General features: G+C 38.6%; 15 protein-coding genes and 2 pseudogenes. 8 read left to right on the top strand and 9 right to left on the bottom strand.

The genetic code is table 11. The features are described from left to right. Positions 1 to 54 precede the first annotated feature (54 nt). Together IPM92_10870 and fdhF are read right to left on the bottom strand one after the other, a co-directional pair. Positions 55 to 2496, bottom strand: coding sequence for a phenylalanine--tRNA ligase subunit beta (locus tag IPM92_10870; GenBank protein MBK9108841.1), 2442 nt, complete (start codon positions 2494 to 2496; stop codon positions 55 to 57). A gap of 967 nt (positions 2497 to 3463) precedes the next feature. Then, a pseudogene (fdhF, locus tag IPM92_10865) lies at positions 3464 to 6213 on the bottom strand (formate dehydrogenase subunit alpha). Between the two features lie 237 nt (positions 6214 to 6450). Here fdhF and IPM92_10860 point away from each other — a divergent pair. Then, positions 6451 to 6810, top strand: a pseudogene (locus IPM92_10860) (four helix bundle protein). Positions 6811 to 7072: 262 nt separating this feature from the next. Here IPM92_10860 and IPM92_10855 read toward each other — a convergent pair. Then, positions 7073 to 9568, bottom strand: a complete 2496-nt coding sequence (locus IPM92_10855; GenBank protein ID MBK9108840.1) for a 3-hydroxyacyl-CoA dehydrogenase/enoyl-CoA hydratase family protein — start codon at positions 9566 to 9568, stop codon at positions 7073 to 7075. A 62-nt stretch (positions 9569 to 9630) separates the two neighbouring features. Between IPM92_10855 and IPM92_10850 the strand changes: the two genes are divergently transcribed. Both IPM92_10850 and IPM92_10845 read left to right on the top strand, forming a co-directional pair. Beyond that, positions 9631 to 9990: a cupin domain-containing protein gene (locus IPM92_10850; protein ID MBK9108839.1), complete on the top strand. Its 360-nt coding sequence runs from the start codon at positions 9631 to 9633 to the stop codon at positions 9988 to 9990. A gap of 52 nt (positions 9991 to 10042) precedes the next feature. Then, positions 10043 to 11161, top strand: coding sequence for a DNA alkylation repair protein (locus tag IPM92_10845; GenBank protein ID MBK9108838.1), 1119 nt, complete (start codon positions 10043 to 10045; stop codon positions 11159 to 11161). A gap of 124 nt (positions 11162 to 11285) precedes the next feature. Here IPM92_10845 and IPM92_10840 read toward each other — a convergent pair whose 3' ends face one another. Further along, positions 11286 to 11747 carry a hypothetical protein gene (locus IPM92_10840; protein ID MBK9108837.1) on the bottom strand — a complete coding sequence of 154 codons (462 nt, stop codon included), beginning with the start codon at positions 11745 to 11747 and terminating at the stop codon, positions 11286 to 11288. Positions 11748 to 12254: 507 nt separating this feature from the next. Between IPM92_10840 and IPM92_10835 the strand changes: the two genes are divergently transcribed. The 3 genes from IPM92_10835 to IPM92_10825 all read left to right on the top strand — a co-directional run bounded on the left by IPM92_10835 (position 12255) and on the right by IPM92_10825 (position 16909). Further along, positions 12255 to 15029 carry a T9SS type A sorting domain-containing protein gene (locus IPM92_10835; protein ID MBK9108836.1) on the top strand — a complete coding sequence of 925 codons (2775 nt, stop codon included), beginning with the start codon at positions 12255 to 12257 and terminating at the stop codon, positions 15027 to 15029. 99 nt (positions 15030 to 15128) lie between these two features. Next, complete coding sequence (locus tag IPM92_10830) at positions 15129 to 15470, top strand: hypothetical protein (protein ID MBK9108835.1); 342 nt, start codon at positions 15129 to 15131, stop codon at positions 15468 to 15470. 143 nt (positions 15471 to 15613) lie between these two features. Continuing rightward, positions 15614 to 16909, top strand: a complete 1296-nt coding sequence (locus IPM92_10825) for a T9SS type A sorting domain-containing protein (protein ID MBK9108834.1) — start codon at positions 15614 to 15616, stop codon at positions 16907 to 16909. Between the two features lie 293 nt (positions 16910 to 17202). Here IPM92_10825 and IPM92_10820 read toward each other — a convergent pair whose 3' ends face one another. The 5 genes from IPM92_10820 to radA form a co-directional block, all read right to left on the bottom strand. After that, positions 17203 to 17586 (bottom strand): hypothetical protein, encoded by a 384-nt coding sequence (locus tag IPM92_10820; protein MBK9108833.1) that lies wholly within the window; start codon positions 17584 to 17586, stop codon positions 17203 to 17205. Positions 17587 to 17648: 62 nt separating this feature from the next. After that, positions 17649 to 18524 (bottom strand): flippase-like domain-containing protein, encoded by an 876-nt coding sequence (locus tag IPM92_10815; GenBank protein ID MBK9108832.1) that lies wholly within the window; start codon positions 18522 to 18524, stop codon positions 17649 to 17651. Between the two features lie 6 nt (positions 18525 to 18530). Continuing rightward, entirely contained in the window at positions 18531 to 19478 is a 948-nt protein-coding gene (locus tag IPM92_10810; GenBank protein ID MBK9108831.1) for a glycosyltransferase family 2 protein, read from the bottom strand. A gap of 1 nt (position 19479) precedes the next feature. After that, entirely contained in the window at positions 19480 to 21099 is a 1620-nt protein-coding gene (locus tag IPM92_10805) for a hypothetical protein (protein ID MBK9108830.1), read from the bottom strand. Positions 21100 to 21142: 43 nt separating this feature from the next. Then, positions 21143 to 22528, bottom strand: coding sequence for a DNA repair protein RadA (radA, locus tag IPM92_10800; GenBank protein ID MBK9108829.1), 1386 nt, complete (start codon positions 22526 to 22528; stop codon positions 21143 to 21145). Between the two features lie 637 nt (positions 22529 to 23165). Here radA and scpB point away from each other — a divergent pair. Together scpB and IPM92_10790 are read left to right on the top strand one after the other, a co-directional pair. Next, a complete protein-coding gene (gene scpB, locus IPM92_10795; protein ID MBK9108828.1) occupies positions 23166 to 23798 on the top strand; it encodes an SMC-Scp complex subunit ScpB in 633 nt (210 codons plus the stop codon). Positions 23799 to 23801: 3 nt separating this feature from the next. After that, entirely contained in the window at positions 23802 to 24311 is a 510-nt protein-coding gene (locus IPM92_10790) for a DUF2480 family protein (GenBank protein MBK9108827.1), read from the top strand. The last annotated feature ends 376 nt before the right edge of the window (positions 24312 to 24687 follow it).

Genomic DNA, 24687 nt, shown 5'->3' with positions numbered 1-24687 from the left:
CTTATATTATTTAATTTTATATTTATAATATCTTATTGTACAATAATATATAATTTATCTGCGGACAATTGCCCCCAGCTTTGACTCATAATCTAGAATTAATGATTGCATCAGAGCATCCATTTCTTCTCCGGTTAACTGTCTGTCCTGATGTTCGAAACTTAGACTGATCGCCATTGATTTCTTATCGGCACCTAATTGTTCTTCATTTTTATAAACATCAAACAATTGAATGTCTTTTAAATAAATCCCACATGTATTTTTGGCTTGTAGTTCCACTTCTTCATATTTCACTTTCTGGTCTAGAACCAAGGCCAGGTCCCTTTTTATCAAAGGGAATTTGGAGAAATCAATGTAATCAGAAGAATTTTGCTCTGAAGCCAATTTAAAAACTTCCAAATAGATCTCTCCATACCAAACTTCCCTTTTCAAATCATAGGAAGCACTCAATGTTGTTTTCAATTTCCCATACTTCAGCATAGTATGTCCATTTACAAAAACTGCCAAACCGAACTCAAAAATCGGGTCGTTTTGCAATTCAGAAGTTTCAATTGCTCGAATTTGAAAAAAATCTAAGAGGCCTTTAAAAATGGACTTAAGCTCAAAGAAATCGTTCGCTTTTGCTTTTCCTTCAATCCAATGTTGAAGGCGTTTATGGCCATATAAACATATTCCAAGCAAATCTTCTTCTACAATCTTATCCTGTTTGCGGATATATTGCTTCCCCATTTCAAAAAAAGCAAGATCCGACTGTTGCCGGTTTGCATTATATTGTAAAGCTTCTAATCCACCCAAACAAATAGAAGGTTTCATTACATCAAGGTGAATATTGGATGTATTATTAATATAAATGAGGTCTGTTTCATTCCAAATGCCGGTTTTCGTACAAATAGCCGAGCGCACCAATGACAAACTCATGATCTCGTGCAAGCCTGCAGCACTTAACCACTGCGAAATTTTTCGCTTCACCGGATATTTTGTTTTTAGAATTTTTGGGAATGAAATTTTCAAGGTTTCCGGGACCGGGATGGAGTCTAATCCATAAACCCGGCATACTTCTTCAACGAGGTCAGCAGGACGTTTTACATCGGGTTTGTTGGTCGGTACAAACACTTGTAAGTTTCCATTCTGTTGGTCGACCAACTCCATGTCTAAAGCAAATAAAACGCGTTTCAATGCTTCTAAATCTAAAGGAAGACCAGATAATTGAACAGCTTGCGTAACATCCAGTATGACCTCAGCGACCTTCATGATTTTTGGATAGACATCAACCATTGCAGAATCAATCCTGGCCCCACATATCTCCTGCAATAAAAATACGGCTCTGCCTAATGCCCTGACTGTCGCATTTGGATCTGTGCCCTTCTCAAAACACTTTGCAGATTGGGTCCTCAAATTATGAGACATACTTGCACGGCGGACAGTGCCCGGATCAAAATATGCGGACTCGATAAAAATTCGTTTTGTCGTTGAGCTTACTCCGGAACCAAAGCCTCCAAAAACACCCGCCATACAAAGTGGCTGAAGATTACCATCGCAAATCATTAGGTCTGTTGCTCGCAATTTGCGATCCACTTCGTCCAAAGTTTTAAAATCAGTCCCATCTATCAAATTTTTAACAATGATTTTGTGCTGTGGAATTTGATCATAATCAAAGGCATGAAGCGGCTGCCCCAGTTCATACATTATAAAATTGGTGACATCCACTATATTATTGATCGGTTGCAATCCCATAGCTTTGATCCTCACTTGCAGCCAATCCGGTGAATCCTGAACTGTTATGTTGCTTAAACAAATTCCACTGTACCGTGGACACAAATCCGGATCCTCAATTGTTACTTGAATATCCATCGAACTTTGAGCAGATTCTATTTCACTTATTTGAATTTCCTTTAATTGTTTATCGGCATCTTTGTGTACCCGGTACCAGGCCAATAGATCTTTTGCAACCCCAAGATGGCTGGTAGCATCTGCTCTATTAGGTGTCAATCCAATTTCAAAAATAATATCTGCATTCCTTGCTATTGTCTGAGCCGCCGGAGTCCCTACAATACAAGAAGGATCCAACACGATAATTCCATCGTGTGATGGGCCCAAACCGAGTTCATCCTCTGCACAAATCATCCCTTCTGAAACTTCTCCTCTGATTTTTCCTTTTTTAATCGTAAACTTTTCTCCATTCAGCGGAAACAAAGTCGCTCCTTCTTTAGCAAGCAGTACTTTTTGACCCGCTGCTACATTTGGAGCACCACATACCACTTGAAGAATTTCACCATTTCCGACATCCACTTTTGTGAGTCTCAATCGATCCGCATTTGGATGTTTCCAACATTCCAAAACCTCAGCAACCACAACTCCCTCTAAATTTTCATCGGGAACGCCCATCTGCTCAATAGATTCCACCTCAAGTCCAAGTGATGTCAAAATATGCGAGATTTCCTCAGCACTCTCCTGAATATCAATATATTGCTTTAACCAATCAAATGAAATACGCATATCTTAAATTGAGTTGCGAAGTTAGGGAAAAGACGGAAGAATACAAGATGTGTGGATTGGCCGGCCATGTGCATTTGGCAAAAGCTTCAAGGAGGAGAAAATACACTGCTTGACGGGAATGTGTTGAAACCCATTCCTAATGATTGCTTTCTACGCATTCCTCTTTTTTTGGCTTGTGTTTCTTTGGGAGATTTTTGAATTCAGGTTTCTGAATCCGGCTGGGTTTTATTCCTTATTCGGAATGGGTTGAAACCCATTCCTATTTATAGTTTCCGGTTCATTTTATGTTCTTGGGGCACTCGTTTTCAAATGAGCATTTTTTGGAGATTGCGTTTAAAATCCGGCTGAAGCCGGCTTTGGGTTGTGGTATTTTGTTTTACATAAAATCTATTTGATGCGTTCAGGAGGAATCGGTTGAAGCACTTTCCTAATTATTGTTTTCTTCGCATTCTTTATTTTTTGGCTTGTGTTTCTTTGGGAGATTTTTGAATTCAGGTTTTGAATCCGGCTGGGTTTTATTCCTTATTCGGAATGGGTTGAAACCCATTCCTATTTATAGTTTCCGATTCATTTTATGTCTTTGGGGCACTCGTTTTCAAATGAGCATTTTTTGGAGATTGCGTTTAAAATCCGGCTGAAGCCGGCATTGATTTGTGAAATCGCATTTTTAATCGCGCATTAAAAATTACTGACAGAGATATGGTTTGATGACTTGACTGTTTGAAATCGATGTCCCGTAGGGACATCATATTGGTAAAAACTCGCTGAAAAAAACCACAGCGTGCCGTAGGTACGCAACAACATCTTAGGGTTCAAAATGTTTACATGATTGAATGCATAAAATGGATGCAGAAGATTAAAATTCAACTAACTAACGTTTGTTAGTTTCACATCAATAATCAATAATCAATAATCAATAATCTCTATAATCTATAATCATCAACCATCATCTAACAACTATCAACTTTCAACTATTTACCTCTTTCCCAATCTTCACACACACTACTTTATATTCCGGACATTTTGCGATAGAGTCGCTGATATCTGAGGTGACAATGTTGACAAACAGCTCCGGAAAATGAAAGGTCGTGCTGATCACACCTTGCTTTACTTCATCCGTTAAATGGGCATGAATGGTAATTTTTCCCCGTGCAGATTCAATCGAAACGGGATCACCATTTTTGATGTCAAACAATTGGGCATCTGCAGGATTGATAAGTACTACATCCTCTTTAATGATCTCTACATTACCGGTACGCCGAGTCATTGTACCCGCATTGTAATGTTCCAGAACCCTATTGGTTGTAAGTATGAAAGGATATTCTTTATAATTTTCCATGATTTCAGGAGACTCCACGTATTCTCTGAATTCAAATTTTCCTTTCCCTCTTTTAAAGCTATCCGTATGTAAGATTTTAGTGTCACTACCGTCTGCCAATACCGGCCACTGTTTTCCGTTTTCTCCCAATTCATCCCATTTTACCCCTGCGAAAAATGGAACTATCTGTGAAATCTCTTCTAACATAGTTTTAGCCTGATAATCCGCCTGTACATATCCCATTCGATTCATGAGGTCAACAATAATTTGCCCATCGGCTTTGGATTCGCCCACCGGTTTTACAACCTGTTGAACTTTTTGAATTCTGCGCTCACCATTGGTAAAGGTTCCTTCTTTTTCTAGAAACGATGCTCCTGGTAAAACTACATGTGCGAACTTGGCGGTCTCGGTCATGAAAATTTCCTGGACAATAAGTAAATCTAAAGCTTCCAGGGCTTTCGCTACTTTATGGGTATTCGGATCAGATTGCGCCAGATCATCACCCATGATCCACATTGCTTTGAACTGGCCTGCCAGAGCAGCGTCGTACATTTCAGGAATCTTGAGTCCTATTTCAGATGGCACATCAGCTCCGTAAAATGCACTGTATTTTGCTTTTACTTCCGGTAAGGTGAGGTCCAAATAGCCCGCTCCCTGATAAGGTTGTACACCCATGTCGGCCATACCCTGTACATTATTTTGGCCCCTTAATGGATTTACCCCACAACCTTTTTGCCAATATTTCCGGTAATCATGGCCAGATCCGCAATCAACATAACAGTATAAGTTCCCTGGTAATGTTCTGTTACCCCCAAGCCATGAAAAGACATCGCCAAAGGAGCACTGGCATAAGCAATGGCTGCTTGACGGGCTTGTTCGCGCGGCACTCCGGAAACAGCTTCCAATGAATCCAAATTCAAATTCAAAATATTGTTTTTGAAATCTTCAAAACCTTCAGTTCGAGTGTCGATAAAATCTTTATTTACTAAATCCTCTTTAATGATATAATACAACATCATATTGAGAACTGCCACGTTGGTACCAGGTCTCAATTGCAAATGTATGGTAGCATATTTAGCAATTTCGGTACGACGAGGATCAATGACGATTGTGGTTTTGCCCTTCATTGCATGTTGCTTGAGTTTTGCACCCGTTACCGGATGTCCTTCTGTTGGATTTGCCCCAATCACAAGTATCGCAGAAGTAAATTTTAAATCTTCCACAGAATTCGTAGCAGCTCCGGTTCCAAAAGTGCGTTGCATGCCAAGTGCTGTTGGTGAATGACAGACCCTTGCACAACCATCTATATTATTTGTACCGATAACGGCTCTGAAGAATTTTTGCATCAAGTAATTTTCTTCATTCGTACACCGCGCTGAAGAAACTCCACCGATTGCATCGGGACCGAAATTGCTTTTAATTTCATTCAGTTTATTCACGATGAAATCGTAAGCTTCATCCCAGCTCACTTTTTCGAGTATTCCGTTTTTGCGGATCATGGGATGGTGAATGCGTTCCGGATGATTGTAAAAACGAAAAGCATAGCGACCCTTTAAACAAGTATGTCCCTGGTTTACATCTGCATTAAAAGGGGCTTGAATACTCAGAATTTTTCCACTCTTTACACTTACTTCCAGATTACATCCTACCCCACAATAAGTACATACGGTTCTCACTTTATCCTGGCCCACCAATGATTTTGACTGAAATACATCTGAGATCGCGGAAGTCGGACAAGCCTGCGCACAAGCACCACAGCTTACACAATCGGATTCCATAAAGGATTCGTTCATACCTTTGATAATCTGGCTGTCGAATCCCCTTCCCATAACCGACAAAACATGTTGCCCCTGCACCTCGTCGCAGGCTCTCACACAACGGTAACACATGATGCATTTGGAAAGATCGGAAGTCATATAAGGATGACTTTTATCTTTTGTCCGGTCGAGATGGTTCTTTCCTTCAGGATAACGCACTTTTCGGATCCCCACCCTTGCAGCAACATCTTGCAATTCACAATTTCCATTGACCTCACAAGTCAGGCAATCCAGAGGATGATCTGTCAAAACCAGCTCCATGATGTTTTTGCGCAATTTCTGTATGGGCTCACTCTCCGTTTCAATGATCATCCCTTCATCAACAGGTGTATGGCAGGATGCCACTGTTCTTTTTCCCGGCACTCCAACTCTCGAAACTTCCACACTGCAGACCCTGCAGGATCCGAATGGCTCCAGATTCGGCGCATCACAAAGTGTGGGAATGGCCTGCTGGTCAAAATGCCTACGTACAAATGACAGGATAGTTTCCCCCGGAATAATCTCATAGGAAATCCCATTGACACTAGCCGTTTTAGCAACAGTTTGCGTAAATAAATCGGGTGTTAGAAATTCAGTTTTCATAACCTAGGCGATGTTGTGTAGGGTAAAAATAAGGAGATTGGGGGAGTTTTTGGAAAATATAACATTAAGTTTTAGGCTAAAGGGAAAAGGTCAAAGGTTAAAAGTTTTTGAATCAAATTCCTCAGTTCAATAAATTTATACCCCCATTTAAAAAATTGGCTGTTTGATCGATTTCCATTAATAACCAAATTCTTATCAAGTCTTATAATTTTACAGATGTAATTTAAAAAACTATTTATGAGAGATCACCAAAAATTAATAGCATTTTAATTAGCACACGAAATCGTAATACTAATATATCAGGTCACTAAAAAATTTCCAAAAGAAGAAATTTATGGATTAACTGCACAAATAAGACGTGCGGCACTGTCCGTACCATCTAATATTGTAGAAGGCTGCAGCAGAAAAAGTCAAAAAGATTATTTGCGATTTTTGGAAATTGCTTATGGATCATTGAAAGAACTTCAATATCAATGCAAATTGTCCATAAATTTGGAATTTGTTACTCCATCTGAATTTGAAACCAACCTTCGAAAATGCCATGAAGCTTCAAAAGTCTTAGGTAGTCTGATAATAAGTTTGAGAAAAAAAATGTGATATAATTCTTTGACAAGGAATTAAGAAAAGTCATGGTAACATTTTTGCAACTCCTTTGCTATCTATTTCACTTCAACCCTTTAGCCTAAAATACTAATTGCTCATGCACTCAAGCTTACTATTGCTGTGCTTAATCTTCATTCCGCTTTCATCATAAAGTTAAATATCAAATGATATATTCAAAGCGGGATAAAGACAACGCTGAGATTTAATTCCATTTTTTCCTTTAAACCTTTTCCCTTTAGCCTTTTAGCCTAAAAAACTAATTCCTCAACGGCTTCCGGTTCTCCAGCATATACTGTATTCGCTCCAGCGTCTTAGGTTCTGCACATAAACTCAGAAACGCTTCTCTTTCCAGATCCAACAAATACTGCTCAGATACTTTTTGTGGAGCACTTAATTCACCACCACACAGGACATAAGCAATTTTGCGGGCTATTTTTACATCGTGTTCGCTGGCATAAGCGGCTTGAAGCATGGAATTGGCGGCTACATATAAAGTCGCCAGGCCGCTTTGCCCCAAAACATGAATTCCGGTTTCTATGGGCTGCACATAATTTTCACTGCGTTGTAATACCTTATCCTTTGCCTTACGAACGTTTGTTCGTTTTTGAATACACACCCCATCACGAGCCTCATCGAGATATCCCATGTCAAAGGCTTCGTAGGCAGAAGTTGAAACAGCAGCTGTTGCGATGGTTTTAAATCTATGGATCAATTGAGGCATATGTACCTCGCCTTCTTTCATTTCGAGACTGAGTTTTCTTGCAAATTCCTTTGTTCCTCCACCACAGGGCAAAATGCCCACACCCATTTCCACCAATCCAATATAAGATTCAGCATAAGCTACAGACGCATCGCAATGCATGAGCAATTCTACCCCACCTCCAAAAGTATATCCCTGGCATGCACAGACAACGGGTATCGCAGAATACCTGCAACGCATCGATGTCTCCTGAAATAATTTTGCAGCATGATCAAGTTGTCGGTAATCCTGTTGAAAAGCCATCATACCAATATACAAGAGGTTGGCTCCTACAGTAAAATGCTCAGATGTGTTGCCGATAACAACTCCTTTCCAGCCCTGATTTTCAGCAATCTCAATGGCATGTTGGATACCGCGGAGTATACCTTCACCAATGATATTATTTTTGCTGATAAAATTTACAAATAACACTCCGTCGTCCAGATCTAAAATTTGTATTTCTTCATTTTCAAAAATTTGTTTTTCTTTTTTTGATATACTAAAAAATAGATCTGTATTTGAGCCTGGCATAACATGATAGATCAATTGTACCGGATCTAAACATTCAGAGCCTTGGATTGAATCGTTATAAAAACGCTTCAAATTTTGTTCCTTCATTCTATTTATCCACTCCGGAACTTCATACCCATGTTCCTTTATCAAACTCAGCCCTTGCTGAAATCCCAAAACATCCCAAAGTTGGAAAGGACCCAACTCCCAGGCAAAGCCACTGCACATTGCCTGATCGACTCCATAAATGGTATCTGAAATTTCAGGAATCCTTTGTGCGGAATAAGAAAATAAAAATGCTGTACTCTTTTTCAACAATTGTGCTCCAAGGTCATCCAGCGAAAAAACTGTTTTCAATCTCCGGGGCAAATCTTCAATTTGTTTAGACAACTGCAGACTTTCCAATGATATATTTTGTTGGGGCTCGTACACTAAGGTTTGCAAATTCAAGGCATGAATCTGACTTTTTCCTTGTTTATCTCTCTCTTTCAATTTTTCATAAAAACCTTTACCCGATTTGTCTCCAAAATACTTTTGTTGCAATAAAAAATCAAAAGCGGCAACTTGATGTATTTCATGCAACATGATATCATCTCTGCAATGCTCTTTCAGGCCTTTAAATACCATTGCTGAAGTATCTAATCCAACGAGATCTGCCAATCGGAAAGTTCCGGATTTGGGGCGACCCATAGCAGGTCCCGTTAGCTTATCCACTATATAAATGGGAAGCCCAAGCGATTCGCAGAGTTCCATAATGGAAACCATATAAGGTATAATAATCCTATTGGCAATAAATCCCGGACGATCTTTACACAATACCGTTTGTTTGCCCAAAAATCTGGAACCGAAATCCATCATGAATTCTATGACTTCGGATTTGGTTTCTGCACATGGTATGATCTCCAACAATGGAAGGTACCTTGGTGGATTAAAAAAATGAGTAGCTACAAAATGCGATTTAAATTCATCACTTCTTTTTTTTGTCAACATGTGAATTGGCAAACCGGAAGTATTACTGCTTATGATTGAATAGGGATGGCGAACGGATTCAATTTTTTCGTACAATTCTATTTTAGCTGTGAGCTCCTCTACAATGGCCTCAATGATCCAATCGCATGTCTGTAATTTTTGAAAATCATCTTCAAAGTTTCCCGTGTCAATTCGCGCTGTAAAATCTTTTCGATAAATAGGGGAAGGTTTTGATAATAAACAAGATTTCAAACTTTCGTTTACCAGTTTGTTTTTGTCAGCACCGGGGGAAGCCCTGTCCAATAGTAAGACTTTATACCCGGCCCCTGCAAGATGGCAGGCTATCCCTGAACCCATCAAACCGGCACCCAATACCCCAATTTTACGAATGCGAAATGTCGTCAATGAATTTGATTTAAGAAGCCTAAAAATAGTATCAAATAATGAACTGTTTGATAAAACGCTCTCAACAATTATTATACTTTCAAAATTATAGTCTTTATCGATAAGTAATATAATTAGAATTGAAGCCATTATTCATTTCGATGCATTCCGAATTTATCCTTATGTTCGTACATTAAACGAATATTCTCAAAATGGAAGTCATAAACCTTCAAAAAAAACTCAACTCTTTCGATGATCACTGGAATCCTCGAATTGTTGCCGAACTCAATGGTCAACATGTTAAAGTCGTAAAATTCAAAGGCAGTTTTGTCTGGTATAAGCACGATTTTGAAGATGAATTATTCATGGTTATTAATGGAACTTTTACCATGGAATTCAGAGACAGGACAGTATCGGTCAGGGAAAATGAAATACTCGTTGTGCCTAAAGGCGTCGAACACCGACCGATAGCAGAGCAGGAAGTTTCAGTGCTGTTGTTTGAACCTGCAGGAACCCTAAATACCGGCGATCAAACAAACGAACTTACGCGCAGCCAATTGGAAAAGATATAATTGCTACATTCCCTCACTTAAGCCTTCCTTAAAACAAAACAATTATTCTACTATGAGTTCCCTGTTAAAAGATTTGTACACAACCGGTTTCATTAAACAATTTGCAACAACTCTTTCTGAAGTCGTGCCCGGTGCAAATGTTGAAGAATTTATTAAAAATGTATTTGATAAAGATTGGAAGCACAAAGAACTCAAACAACGCATGAGGCATATTTCTTCTGCGCTTAAGCTCCAGCTTTCGCCTGATTACAAAATGGCTTCTAAGCAAATTATGGAGTTGATCGCCAAACTTCAATCCAAAGGGATGCATGAATTTAGCCTAGAGTTTATGTTCTTGCCCGATTTTATCGAACAATTTGGAATTCATGATTTCAATACCTCTGTTAAAGCAATGGAACGCATAACTGTTTTTAGCAGTTGTGAATTTGCAGTGCGACCCTTTTTAATTCATTATCCAAATCCGATGCTCGAACAAATGTTACAATGGTCGTTAAACAAAAATGAAAAAGTAAGACGGCTTGCCAGCGAAGGAAGCAGACCTCGTTTACCCTGGGCCTTGGGTGTACCCTATCTCAAAAAAGATCCAACGCTTCTGATTCCCATTTTAGACCACCTCAAATCAGATCCCTCCGAAACTGTACGTAGAAGCGTAGCCAATAGTATCAATGACATATCCAAGGATCATCCTAAGATAGCCCTGCAAATTATCAAAAATTGGAAGGGCATCAGCAGTGAAACCGACAGCCTAATCAAACATGCGAGCCGGACTTTACTCAAACAAGGACATCCTGATATTTTAAAGTATTATGCCTTACATAAAAGCGAACATTTCAAACTTACCCAATTCAATCTTAAAAGGCCTAAAATTAAAATTGGAGAAGATCTTGAATTTAAAATTACAATAGACAACAAAAGTCAAAAATCATCTGCACTTCGTCTCGAATATGGTATTTATTACCTCTTGAAAAACGGACAACATTCCCGCAAAGTATTTAAAATCAGCGAACGGGATATTCCCGGAAATAGCTCCTTAGAAATCACGCGGAAACAAAAATTTAAACCTATCACGACAAGGGTATTTTATCCGGGTGAACATAAAATTTCAATCATCGTAAACGGAAAGGAATTTGGGGAAAAGGGATTTTGGCGTTGTAGGCTTGTAGGCTTGTAGGCTTGTAGGCTTGTAGGCTTGTCTGAGCGAGCTTGTAGGCTTGTAGTGAGAAAAACACGCACTAACATATGTTAGTTCAATAATATACCACTTTTTTTCAAATTATTTTTCCGATCTTTACTGGTTAAAAAAGATTGCTTTGAGCTTTGAGCTTTGAGCTTTGAGCTTTGAGCTTTGAGCTTTGAGCTTTGAGCTTTGAGCTTTGAGCTTTGAGCTTTGAGCTTTGAGCTTTGAGCTTTGAGCTTTGAGCTTTGAGCTTTGAGCTTTGAGCTTTGAGCTTTGAGCTTTGAGCTTTGCTTGAGCTTTGGGCTTTGAGCTTTGAGCTTTGAGCTTGAGCTTTGAGCTTTGAGCTTTGAGCTTTGAGCTTTGAGCTTTGAGCTTTGAGCTTTGAGCTTTGAGCTTTGAGCTTTGAGCTTTGAGCTTTGAGCTTTGAGCTTTGAGCTTTGAGCTTTGAGCTTTGAGCTTTGAGCTTTGACTGCTTGACTGCTTGACTGCTTGACTGCTGCTCCCCTGTCCCGTAGGGACAAAATATTGGTAAAAAAAAACAGAATAAATCTTCACGGCGTGCCGTAGGTACGCTATACATCTTAAAACATATAATTAGCTTTCATTTAATTCAAACTTTCAACATACCTAACAATTGTTAGTATCATAAGCTGTCAATTAAATCATTTTAATTTCAAATACGAAATATGGCTAATTCCCCAATGCGTTTAATGTGAAAATAATTGCCCCTTTTGGCCAAATATATAATATTATGAAAATTTTTATATGTTAAAGTTCTTGGATTTTTTAAATCCTTGTAGTACATTTAATCTCCATTTACAACACTGACTTTTGTTCTTTGGTTGGGTTTTCAGAATTAAAAAATCTTACACCGATTTTTTATTTTTTAAATTGTTTTATATGTATTATTTTATGATTACCCCCCCCCCGCTGAGGCTCTAAGCTTAGTCAGGAGCTCGCAAAATTTCACATCTCGAAATTCCGCTCCAACGCTCCTTCGAATGAGTATGACGAATTTTTTAATTTTAAGATTATTTTTCCACTAAAATTTCTAATTTTACTTCCATTCATTTTTATCATTTCAACTATGGATAATAAAAATTTTGCCGGGTGCAATTGCAATGTCCAAAATCCTACAATTGTTGGTACCCGAGGCACCACCACAAATTTTTCTTCGTACTACCCTTCGGGAATATTAAGCAGTGGTTGTTATGTGTTTCAGGGAACTGTACAAATGGACATCAATGTGCTCATTTCTAGTTGCACTTTGGAAATGGAGGCCGGCTCTGAAATCAGAATTTTGAGTAGTAAACGACTTACCATCACCGACAATTTGATTTACGCCTGTGATACTCTTTGGAAAGGCATTACCGTAAACTCAGGTGCAAGACTTTGGGGTTCTGGAAATGATATTTATGATGCCCAATATGCCATAAAGGCTGCGGGCACCGCCAACGTGACACTATACAATAATGAATTTTACCACAATTATGTAGCTTTTTACATTCCTGGCACAGGATACTCGACGACGATTCACAACGTTCGATTGGTCTTTCAAAATAACATCATTGACAATCCTTCTATTTTAGGTGGAGGAACCGGTCTATTAAGGCGACCTAATTATTCAGGTATTTCACCCAATCCAAATGGACGCGCTTTAGCAGGATTTGATGTAAATAATGCTAATTTGGTCATTGGTAGTAAATCGCTGGCCAGTCCTTATTACAGGAATTACATCAGTAATGTCATTGTTGGTGTCTGCGGTAAATATAGTAATCTGGAATGCCATCGTCTGATCATCTACAATATGCTCAATCATGGAACAGCCAATAGAAACTTTACCAATCCGGTTGGCATCGGTATCTGGGTAAGAGATTGTAATCTCAAAGCCAACAGGGACACCATTACAAATGCTTTATGCGGTATTTCAGGTATCAGGTCCTGGTTGGGCGACATAGCATTAAATGAAATTGGATATGTTAGGGCAGGTGTACATGATTTTCAATCTATGAATTCACCGGCAATTCTGGATAATGAAATTCATCACGTGGCAGAACATGGAATCGAAGTTGAATTTCCTGTCTCATTAATTGCGCCTCTGATCAGCTACAATATCATATCTACAGATGGCACCGAACCCACAGAAAATTTTATGATTGGAATTTTATTACAAAGCTTGGGTGCAAGAGGATTGGGTGCGGTGATCAGCTGGAACGAACTCTACCTCCATTCCAAAAGTAATGGTATTGACATCCGCGATTGTGTAAACATTGGCGTTGGGTATAATGTTGTAACATTCAACGATGACAGTAATACGACTTATTCCGGAGTGGGTATCATTCACAATGATTCCCGAGACGGTTTTGTTATTGAAAACGATGTCATCGCCTCAAGTGGCTTTAACAAAATTGTCGGATTTCATTCCATCAATACCGGAAATACCCGATTCTGTTGCAATTATACAAGTGGCACAGATTACGGATTTAATTTTGTAGGGCCTTGCCGCAGGACCAACGGATTTGGTCACAACGAGATCCGCGGCCTTTCTGCAGGTTTGCGTTTGGCATCTTCCACCATGATGGGAAGTCAAGCTGATAAGGGAAATTTATGGTATGGTAGCTTTCCAACAGCTTCATATTATAAGGGTGCAGCAGTAAATGTAGGAAATAATAGAGATATACAACAATCAAGATTTTATATTGAAACATGTAATGCACCATTGTGGCCTCCCACAATTTACCCAGCGCAAAATTGTGACAATACTTCAACAAATTGGTTTTGGCCTTCGGATGGTTCTTCTGTCGAATGCGATGAAGACAATCTTTGTGATGCCGAATTTTTAAGTCCGGATCGTGAGCTTGAATTTGCCGACATTGATGAAGGCGACGAATTCCTCGCAAGAGGTCAAATGGCAGGAGGAGACTATGGTTTTAGTCTGGACTATGAAGGCCGCCGTCAATTATTAGAAAGACTTCGCGTGGATGCAGGGGCACATAACCAAAACAGTTATGTCGATAGCTTTTATTCCGCCAGTACAGGTAGTTCGTATGCTGAACTGATGGAAATTGCTTTCGATATAGACACCTTGTTATCTTATTCTAGTTCTGATCTAGAGATACTGGATGAATTGAAAGAAGGATTTCGTACTGCTTCCGATTCCATAAGGGTTTTGGATAGTTTGATCACTATTGCAGGCAACTCTACAGACAGCACCAATGCGATCAATTTAAGAGAGGCTCAATTGGTTGAAACGGATACATTGCTGTTGGACTTGCTGGAATTATGGGACGAACATCTCACAAAAATTATCGCTGATAAAGAAGATCTGGTGAATGCAAACGATACAGTTGATGCTGCCAATATTATTGATAGCAATGAAGTGATCGTAAACGATATGTATCTTACCATGCTTGGCGTAACAGATTTTTCATTTAACAGCACACAGGCAGCTGAAATTTTGGATGTAGCTGAACAGTGTCCAAGACTAGGTGGGGTTATTGTATATCAGGCCCGAGCAATGTACAAATGGTATGCCAGCCAGACTTATGACGATTACGATTGTCTCGACACTTCAATGGTCATTCGTCAAAAAACAGATCGCAGTTCCAATCTCCACTTTATCGTCAAGACCAATCCGGCACAACAACAAATTATCGTGCATTTAAAGGCTGATGATTATTCTTCACCCAAAGTAATTGAATTGTGCAATATACACGGACAGGTAATAAGCAGGCATCCGGTGAATCATGATATAAATCATCAAATAATCGATGTACCAAATATGCCAGATGGAATGTATCTGTTAAACCTCAAAAATGGAAAACAAACTCTGGCAAGTCAACCAGTGATCATTTCAAACTAAACAGATGATTCATTCATCCATTTCTTAAAGTACTCCCGGAAGTAAAAACACATTATTGTTTTGCTTCCGGGATTTTATCAACCTTCAAAATATTTCACAATGAAACTCAATTTCATATTACTCTATATATTATTGCTATTTAATACAATAGCTTATACTCAAAAACACGATTTCAAATGGTTAATGGGATATAGTTTCGCAGATAATCCCTACGATACTGGTTGGGGTTGTGCTATCATGGATTTTGACACACCAGATGGGAATCCAATTTTTTATGAAGAGAAATATAAAAGAATTGACTTTAACAGAAGTGGGGCAAATATTTGCGATAGACTTGGAAATTATTTGTTTGCTAGCAATGGAGGTTATATTGAAGGTCCTAATGACAGCCTTATGTTCAATGGGGATGATCTGGGAACGATATTAAATACCCGGAACTAGGCGTTGCAGGTTCACAAAATGTATTAATTATACCCTTTCCAAGTAATTCTGGTTTATATATTTTGTTTAATAAAATTGACCATTACTTCGATAATTACGGACTTAGCACCAAATCTGTCGAATATTCGCTAATCAATATGAACTTGAACCGTGGTTTGGGAAGTGTCATAACCCGAAGGATACCAATGGTCATAGATACCTTGGATGATGCTTGTTTAATCGCTACTAAACATGCCAATGGTAGGGATTGGTGGGTAGTTGTATCCGAAGATACAAAAAGTGCTTACTATATTTTTTTGGTCGATCCGAGTGGAGTTAAATTACACCTCCATCAAAACTTTGGAATTCCAAAATCAAGAGGCGAAGCAGGACAATCCTTTTTCTCTAACGATGGTCAATATTTCTGCACTGCCACTAATGATGGTTTATTAAATCGATATCATATCTTCTTCATGAAATTTAACCGTTGTGAAGGTAAATTCGACTCATTTCAATTTTTACGCTTAAATTATCAAATCAATGACTGGGATGCTGGTTGCGCATTTTCTTCAAATGGCAAATATTTATACTATACTAAACTTGACACTCTCTATCAATTTTCATTGAATGGAAACAATTTAGCAATAGGCAAAATTTCAGGGATTTATGATGGATTTAAAGAGCTAACTTCTGGAGGCTTTACGACACCAACTCAATTTGGTCCCATGCAATTCGCCCCAGATGGAAAAATCTATGGACAAGTATCCTTTCCAACACGATCCTTGCATGTCATTCATAATCCTAATGGAGATTTTGAAAATTGTAACTTCAAGCAACATGACATTTATTCACCTACTATCAGATCCTGTCTTCCCAACTTCCCAAACTACCGTTTAGGTCCGATTGATGGTAGTGTCTGCGACAGCCTCGGTATAGACAACATTCCCTGGTGTCACTGGCGGTATCATCAGGACAGTTTGGATTTTTTAAACTTCCAATTTACTGATTTAAGTGCTTATGAAGTGGAAGAATGGCATTGGAATTTTGGTGACCCTGCAAGTGCAGAAAACGGCAGCACCCAGCAGCATCCAGTACATCGTTTTTCAAAGCCAGGTATTTACGAGGTTTGCCTGATCGTCAAAAATAAAAATGGTGCAGATACTCTGTGCAGAACCGTACGCATTGCAGTGGTGAATAATGAAAACACAACTGAAGATGCCATCCAAATTCAAAACTGGCCCAATCCATTTTCTCACTCTTTTGTTTTAAATGTAATCGGTTACAATCCCCAGGATATGCATTTGGAGCTTGTCGATTTGATGGGGCAAGTCGTGCATCGTCAAAAATTGCAACAAGGAAGTCACTGGATTCACACAAAGCATCTTCCGCCAGGTACTTATTCTCTCCAGGTGTTTGAGCGAAATGAACGGGTATTTGGCAAACAGGTCTTGAAATTTTAAATGACTTATTACTTATTGGCATTTCAAGCTTTCATGTTTTCTTTTGCTGGTAGGCTGGTAGGCTTTCCCGACATAAATAAACTTCTTATTTGCAATAACTTTATGATGTCAGGAGGCTTTTAGGAAGAAGTTTGTTAGTCTGTTAGTCTGTTAGTCTGTTAGTCTGTTAGTCTGTTAGTCTGTTAGTCTGTTAGTCTGTAGTCTGTTAGTCTGTTAGTCTGTTAGTCTGTTAGTCTGTTAGTCTGTTAGTCTGTTAGTCTGTTAGAAAAAAACACGCCCTAACGAATGTTAGTTCAAATAAATACGTATTTTTTCAAATTATTTTTCAGAACTTTACTTGTTAAATAATATTGCTTTGAGCTTTGAGCTTTGAGCTTTGAGCTTTGAGCTTTGAGCTTTGAGCTTTGAGCTTTGAGCTTTGAGCTTTGAGCTTTGAGCTTTGAGCTTTGAGCTTTGAGCTTTGAGCTTTGAGCTTGAGCTTTGAGCTTGAGCTTTGAGCTTTGAGCTTTGAGCTTTGAGCTTTGAGCTTTGAGCTTTGAGCTTTGAGCTTTGAGCTTTGAGCTTTGAGCTTTGAGCTTTGAGCTTTGAGCTTTGAGCTTTGAGCTTTGAGCTTTGAGCTTTGAGCTTTGAGCTTTGAGCTTGGTCATGTCGCGTAGGGACAAAATAATGGTAACCAAATAGAAAATAATTCACGGCGTGCCGTAGGTACCCTACAATATCATCAAATTAACATTGATGCTTATGAAACTGAAATCTCATCGGTCTTATTCCTCTTAAACGAGAGGATCATACCCGTCAAAGAGACCGCTGTTGAAATCAGATAAAAAACAAATCCAACAGCAATGGCTTCTTCAACAACACCACCTACAAGAGGCGCTCCATACATAAAACAAATTTCACGTGCGCCCGCTCCACCTATTGTTACCGGAATCATTGCAGCCAGGGATGAGCCTAAAAATAATAAGAGGTAAGCACCTAAGTGCTCTTGTTGATGCAAAGCATAAATGATGGCGAGGGCAGAAATTAATTGCATGAGCTGGACCATCGCAGAAAATAAAGCCAAACGCTTACGTATGACAAGATATAATGGATTGATAAATTTCAAAAAAATCCAGGCGATCATCAGGGATAGCAGAAATGCTGATAAGATCCAAATGAAGTAAATTCTGAACTCACTCAATAACATCATCAATAGCAAAGCCCACTGCAACAATGCAATTAAACCGGAAATTCGATCTGCCAACACCAATTTTATCAATTGCCCGATGGACAAAGAAAAACGATCTCTGAGGACTTTCATTTTATAAGCATCCCCACTAATACCTCCGGGTAGCAATAGATTGTAGTACATACTTTTCCAGTACAAATGCAGGTTTTGTTTTACATCAAATTGCGGAAAATGCAGCCGCACTAATTCCCTGAATCGTTCTGCAGAAATCAATTTGGACATCGTAAAAAATAAGATTGCCAAAATGAGCCAATATGGATTTGCTTCACTTAAAATAGAAAAAAATTCTGACCAGCTGATTTTTTCTGCAATAAAAAAAATGATGGCTAATGAGATCAGCAGTTTGAGAGTCCATTTTAACCAACTTGGAAAAGTATAAGAAATCATTTTGTCTTAAAGGGTTTCTTCACGAAGGCTGTGTATTTTTCGGATCCTGTAAACCTTCTTTCCCTGGGATTCGTAATAGGTTCGCAATTGCATTTCAGAAAGAATGCCCAACACAATCAATTGAAGTCCGGTCACAATTAATATCGTGCCCAATATTAAAATAGGCCTTCCCCAGATGTCATGCCCTGCAAGCTTTTCGGCCAAAAGATACATCATGATAAGTCCACCCACCATGGTAAACAAAACACCCCATCCACCAAATAAATGCATGGGTTTGTGTCTGAATTTTTTCAAATAGAGGATCAACAATAAATCGCTTAACACGCGCATGGTTCGGTTGATTCCATACTTCGATTGCCCGGCATTTCTTGCATGATGTAAAACAGGTGTTTCATCCATACGAGCACCTTCAAGATCCGCTAATACCGGGATAAATCGATGTAGCTCGCCATAAATTCCCAAATTTTTTGCAAGATCTGCCTTCATTATTTTTAAGGTACAGCCGTAATCGTGAAGATGCACACCACTCGCATTTCTGATGAGAAAATTTGCAATTTTTGAAGGGATCTTCCGCAGTATGAACCCATCTTTGCGGTTTTGCCGAATTCCTGCAAGCAGATCCAAATTTTTAGTGATCGCCAGTTCCAACATTCTGGGTATATCGGCAGGATCATTTTGCAGATCGCCATCCATGGTGGCAATCCAGTGACCACCTGCCATTTCAATACCGGCAGCTAATGCCGCGCTTTGTCCATAATTTCTCCTGAACTCAATAATTTTCATATCTGACTCCTTCAATAAGCTCAATCGCGCCAGTGTTTCATCAGTTGAACCATCATCTACAAATATCAATTCATATTTAAGACTTTTTAAAACTGCCCTGAGTTTTTCTACCAGAGGATTGATATTCTCCATTTCATTATAGACACATATAACTACAGACAGATCCACCATTTTATTGCTTCCATTTCATGAGATGTAAAAATTTTCCAGTTTCAACATAAAGTGAATCCTGTTTAACGCCGCTAAAATCAGGATATTTTTCCGAATCAACAAGATACAAACCCATTGTATCATTGGCAATCTTTTTCTTGGTAATAATTTCTTGATAGTAGTTTGTCATATAAAACCGGGATATCTGATGCATTTCTGTACTATCAAAAACATACCAATTGAACTGGTGATACTGATCGTGTATGCGTTTCGCATCCATTTTACAAGTATAACTCTTTTCTGATATTGCGCGAACTGGCAAAACGGTAAAATTAAATACGATTCTAATGCCAAATATAAACAATGCAAACCAAATCATCCATTGTTGCTTAAATTTCCAAATTGGAATCATCATACAAGTTAGGAGTATACATGAAGCCGCCCATATTTGTATTAAGTTTGACAATTTTTCTGATCCAGGATATAATGGTAAACAAAAACTAACAATTGTTAGTAATGCGGCTATAGCCACAAATGCCTTGTAAAATAATTGAGTAAATTTTGGGGACCAATGGCTCCATTGATCGTACAAATAAACAACAATTACATTAAATAATGGGATAAACATCAGCAGATATCTTGGATAGACTTCAACAGATAACCAATAAACAGGAAGATTAGCAAGTAATATGACCAGATTAAATTTAACAAATTGATTTGACTGAATCCATTGCCAAAATTTTCTTGAAAATAAGAATACTATAAATAGTGACCAGGGCAAAAAGTGATATACTTGTTCGAAAGGAAAGGTAAAAATATGAATGATCATTTTAAAAACACCATGATGTGTGGCTGTGCGTTGCATAGACTGATCCATTAATACCGCAAATACCTGATCAAGTGGCACAAAATTCATGTAAACACAATAATAGACCATCACTGGCAACATTCCAGCAAGTGCTGCCAGGGTGTGCTTCCAGGAAATTATTTGTTTTTTAAATGCCTCAAAATAGATCAGTGTCGCAATGATACTTATCGCCTGAAAAACAAGTGCCGGCAATCCCTTTAACATAAATGCAATACTGCAAAGCAGATAGGAAGCTAAAAAACAGGATATCCATTTGCGTTGATTTCCAAAATGGTAGAGCAGCATAAAATTTAGAAAAACGATCCATGAAAAACAAATATCAATTAACCCAAACATGCTGTCCCAAAAAAGGATCCGACCACTGGTCAACAACATGAGAGCTAACAACAATGGATTAGCAAAGGATTGATATTTCGATGACCAATAATAAACCGTGAAGGCATAAATAAACAAAAACAAGAGATTGAGCAGCCTCGAAGGCCATTCCCCATATTGCCCTAAGACTTCGGAACTTACATAAATCAACCAATTAAACAATGGAGGTTTGTTCAAATAAAGTTCTCCATTTAAAGTCGGCACTATGAAATTGCCTGAAAGTTTCATTTCCAGCGCTACCAGATTTCGAATGCCTTCATCACCAATGATGGGTATAGTGCCCAGATTCAGAAAATATGCCGGCGATCCAATGATAAATACCAAAACCAAAAATTGCCTTTGAGTTAAATTTGAAATCAAATTTGTAATTTTTTGCAATATGGATTTTAATAAATTCATGATAAGCTTTCCCTGATAGAATTTCGTTTTAACTGTAATGGCATTATGTTTTAGAAAACACTTTGTCATAGAGCTCATCTACTGTAGCAATTGGCACAATATTAATTTTATACTTGGAAGGGTCCCATGATTTCAAATTGTATTTTGAGATGCATACCGCCTTGAAACCTATCCGCATGGCTTCCTGAATACGCGATTCAATGCGGGAGACCGAGCGAACCTCTCCCGACAAACCGACTTCTGCGGCGAAACAAATTTGTTTATGAAGTGCCTTGTCTTCTAAGGAAGATATCACAGCAGCAACTACAGCAAGATCCATTGCAGGGTCATTAACGCGTATGCCTCCTGCTACATTGAGAAAAACATCTTTTTGCGCGAGCGAAAAACCGCATCGCTTTTCGAGGACGGCTAAAAGCATTGCCATTCTTCGGTTATCAAAACCATTCGCCACGCGTTGCGGGCTTGGATAGACTGCAGGACTAACGAGGGCTTGTGTTTCAATGAGCAATGCACGTTGCCCTTCAATAGTTGCCGCTATAGCTGAACCGCTGAGCAGTTCTTCATTTTGGGAGAGCAATAATTCCGAAGGATTAGTGATGGCTCTTAATCCGTTGGCCTGCATTTCATAAATACACAGTTCATCAGTAGAACCAAACCTGTTTTTAAGCACCCTAAGGATGCGATAAGAATATTGTTTTTCTCCTTCAAAATGCAAAACGGTATCTACCATGTGTTCCAACAATTTAGGCCCGGCGATTTCACCTTCCTTATTGATATGGCCTATTATAATGACGGGAGTCCCGCTTTCCTTGGCATATCTTATTAATTGAAAAGCACTTTCTCGAATCTGACTGATAGACCCGGGTGCAGAATCCAGATCACCGCTGAATAAGGTTTGCACAGAATCGACGATCAATAATCCGGTTTTTAATCTTACAGCTTCCGCTAGAATACTTTGGACCCGTGTCTCAGAAAGCAAATAACAAGATTTTTTTGAAGTATGAATTCTGTCAGCCCGCATTTTAATTTGTTCACCACTCTCTTCGCCGGATACATATAAAACGGTATCCACATTTGCATTTAAAGCCAGTTGTAGCATCAAAGTAGATTTACCAATACCCGGTTGGCCAGTAAGCAGGCTCACTGAACCTTTGACCAAACCTCCACCTAAACCTTTATTTAATTCGGCATCGCCTGTGGTAATTCTTTTTTCAGACACGGAACTAATTTCATCCAATAAAACAGCAGTTGTCTTACCGGGCAGATGCTCGTATTCTTTCCATTGACTTGTCAATTTTGGCGAAACTTCTCGTTCTACAACTTCTTCAACCATAGAATTCCATGCAGCACACGATGTACATTTCCCTGACCACTTTGGGGCAGTAGTCCCGCATTCAGTGCACACATAAATTGTTTTTAACTTAGCCATAAATCATTTAAAATTCGGTGCTTCAACAGGCAAAACTAAGCAAAACAAGCTGGAGAATGGATTAAAGATAAAAGATCATGCCCCCCCTTTTGCCTGTGGGCCCCCTTTTTTCCTTCCCAACCTCCATATCTTGTTTTTCTCTTTTCTTTGATGATGGATAATGGAGTGTGAAGGCATATAAGATTAGAGGCTTTTTGGCTTAAAAGTTACTTTTGTTTACATGAACAATGCATTGTGCTTCAAATTGAGGCTGAAGTAATTCAAAAATACATTATAAAATTATTGAATATATATATTATTAAATTATAAGCATAAATAAATTAATTTGTTAAGAAAAGCAAAATGTTTTATATTTCTACCAGAAATAGGGAACTCTTTTCATTAAAATTCTGTCATTATTATCATAAACCATGATGAATTGTCGTTTTGCAATGAAATGAGAGAAATATAAAAAACTAAGTTTCAATTGGTTTTTTGGGGTTATGCGGGGTATCATCTGCTTGGATGGTACCCTGCTTCATTTAAAGCATGATCTTTTCTTGCGTTCAATTGTTAATAATTTTCCAAAGGACCTTGAGTTTTACATCAAGCCTTGGGAATTTAAATCCGGTTTGTTCAGACTGATTAATTTTGTGATATGAATTTGAATCCATTGACACCTGCCGTTGAGAGTTTATTATTTGTCTCGCCGCAACCTATTAGTCCGACGGACATTAAATACTGCATTGAAAACAGCCGTTCGATAAGTATTAGTTTAGATGAAATTGAGCATGCACTTTTTCAGTTAACGGAGCGCTACACTTCAGATGAATACGGAATTGAACTTAAAGAAATCGCAGGAGGTTACCAGTTTTTATCTAAACCCGCCCATTTTCCGGTTATCGCGGAGCATATCAAAATGACCAATCGCAAAAAACTCTCCAAAGCAGCGATGGAAGCATTGGCGATTATTGCTTATAAACAACCCATTTCCAAATCGGAGATCGAACAAATTCGCGGTGTCAATTCCGAGCATTCGATCCAAAAATTGATGGAAAAAGAATTGGTTGAAATCACAGGAAGGAGTGAAGGACCCGGGAAACCCATATTATTAGGTACTACCCAGCGGTTTATGGAATATTTTGGATTAAAAAGTTTGAGCGATTTACCCAAACTCAAGGAATTTGCAGCTCCAGATCAGGAAATCGGAGAACCTGCACCTATTGAAGTTGAGGCAAAAATTCCGGAAGAACCCGTAACTGAAATGATAACAGACAGTTCAGAAGAATAAAATATGGACACCCTTGTAAATCGCGTTGCTCAAAGTGGTTTGATTACCCTTAAACTTGAGGACTATTTTCCGGATAAAACTGTTTATGAGTTTGATTTGAAGGATTATCTCTTTCATGGTTTAATTTTGAAAGAGCTCGATTTCAGAAAAGCACTCAAAGAACACGACTGGAATTTATACAAGGATAGTTATCTCACCATACTTTGTTCTGCAGATGCCATTATACCAACCTGGGCATATATGTTAGTGGCCAGTTACGCAAGTGAAGTTGTTGCGGATATTTATTTCGGAACCAAAAAAGATTTTTTAATTAGCTATTATCGCGATAAAATAAGGGCTATTGATGCCTCTATTTACAAAGATTCCAAAATCGTTATCAAGGGGTGTAGTGATAAAGAAGTTCCCGCTTCTGCTTATTTGGAATTAACTGCCCATCTTAAACCCTTTGTTGCGTCCATTATGTTTGGTGAACCTTGTTCGACGGTGCCGGTGTATAAGAGGGGAAAGGGTTAGTTTGACTGTTTGACGGGAATGGGTTGAAACCCATCCCTAATTATTGTTCCGGGTTGATTTCACGTGCTTTTGGTTTAGTGTTTGACGCTTGACGAAATTCTTAAATGATTGAATGCTTGACTGCTGACGGCTTGACTGCTTGACTCGGTTGACTGCTGAATCTGTTTGTACTGCTTAAAAAATGAACCGCTTGACTGCTTGACTGCTTGACTGTTTGACTGTTTGACTGTTTGACTGTTTGACTGTTTGACTGTTTGACTGTTTGACTGTTTGATCTTTGAAATCCGATAAACTAACATCGTTAGTTTATCGGATTTCAGGGTTACATATTATTAAAACTATTAGCGTAAATATTTATAATTTAGTTGGTTTCTTT

Source organism: Saprospiraceae bacterium (assembly GCA_016719615.1).
Taxonomy (GTDB): Bacteria; Bacteroidota; Bacteroidia; order Chitinophagales; family Saprospiraceae; genus Vicinibacter.
This window is presented reverse-complemented; position numbering and strand designations above follow the sequence as displayed.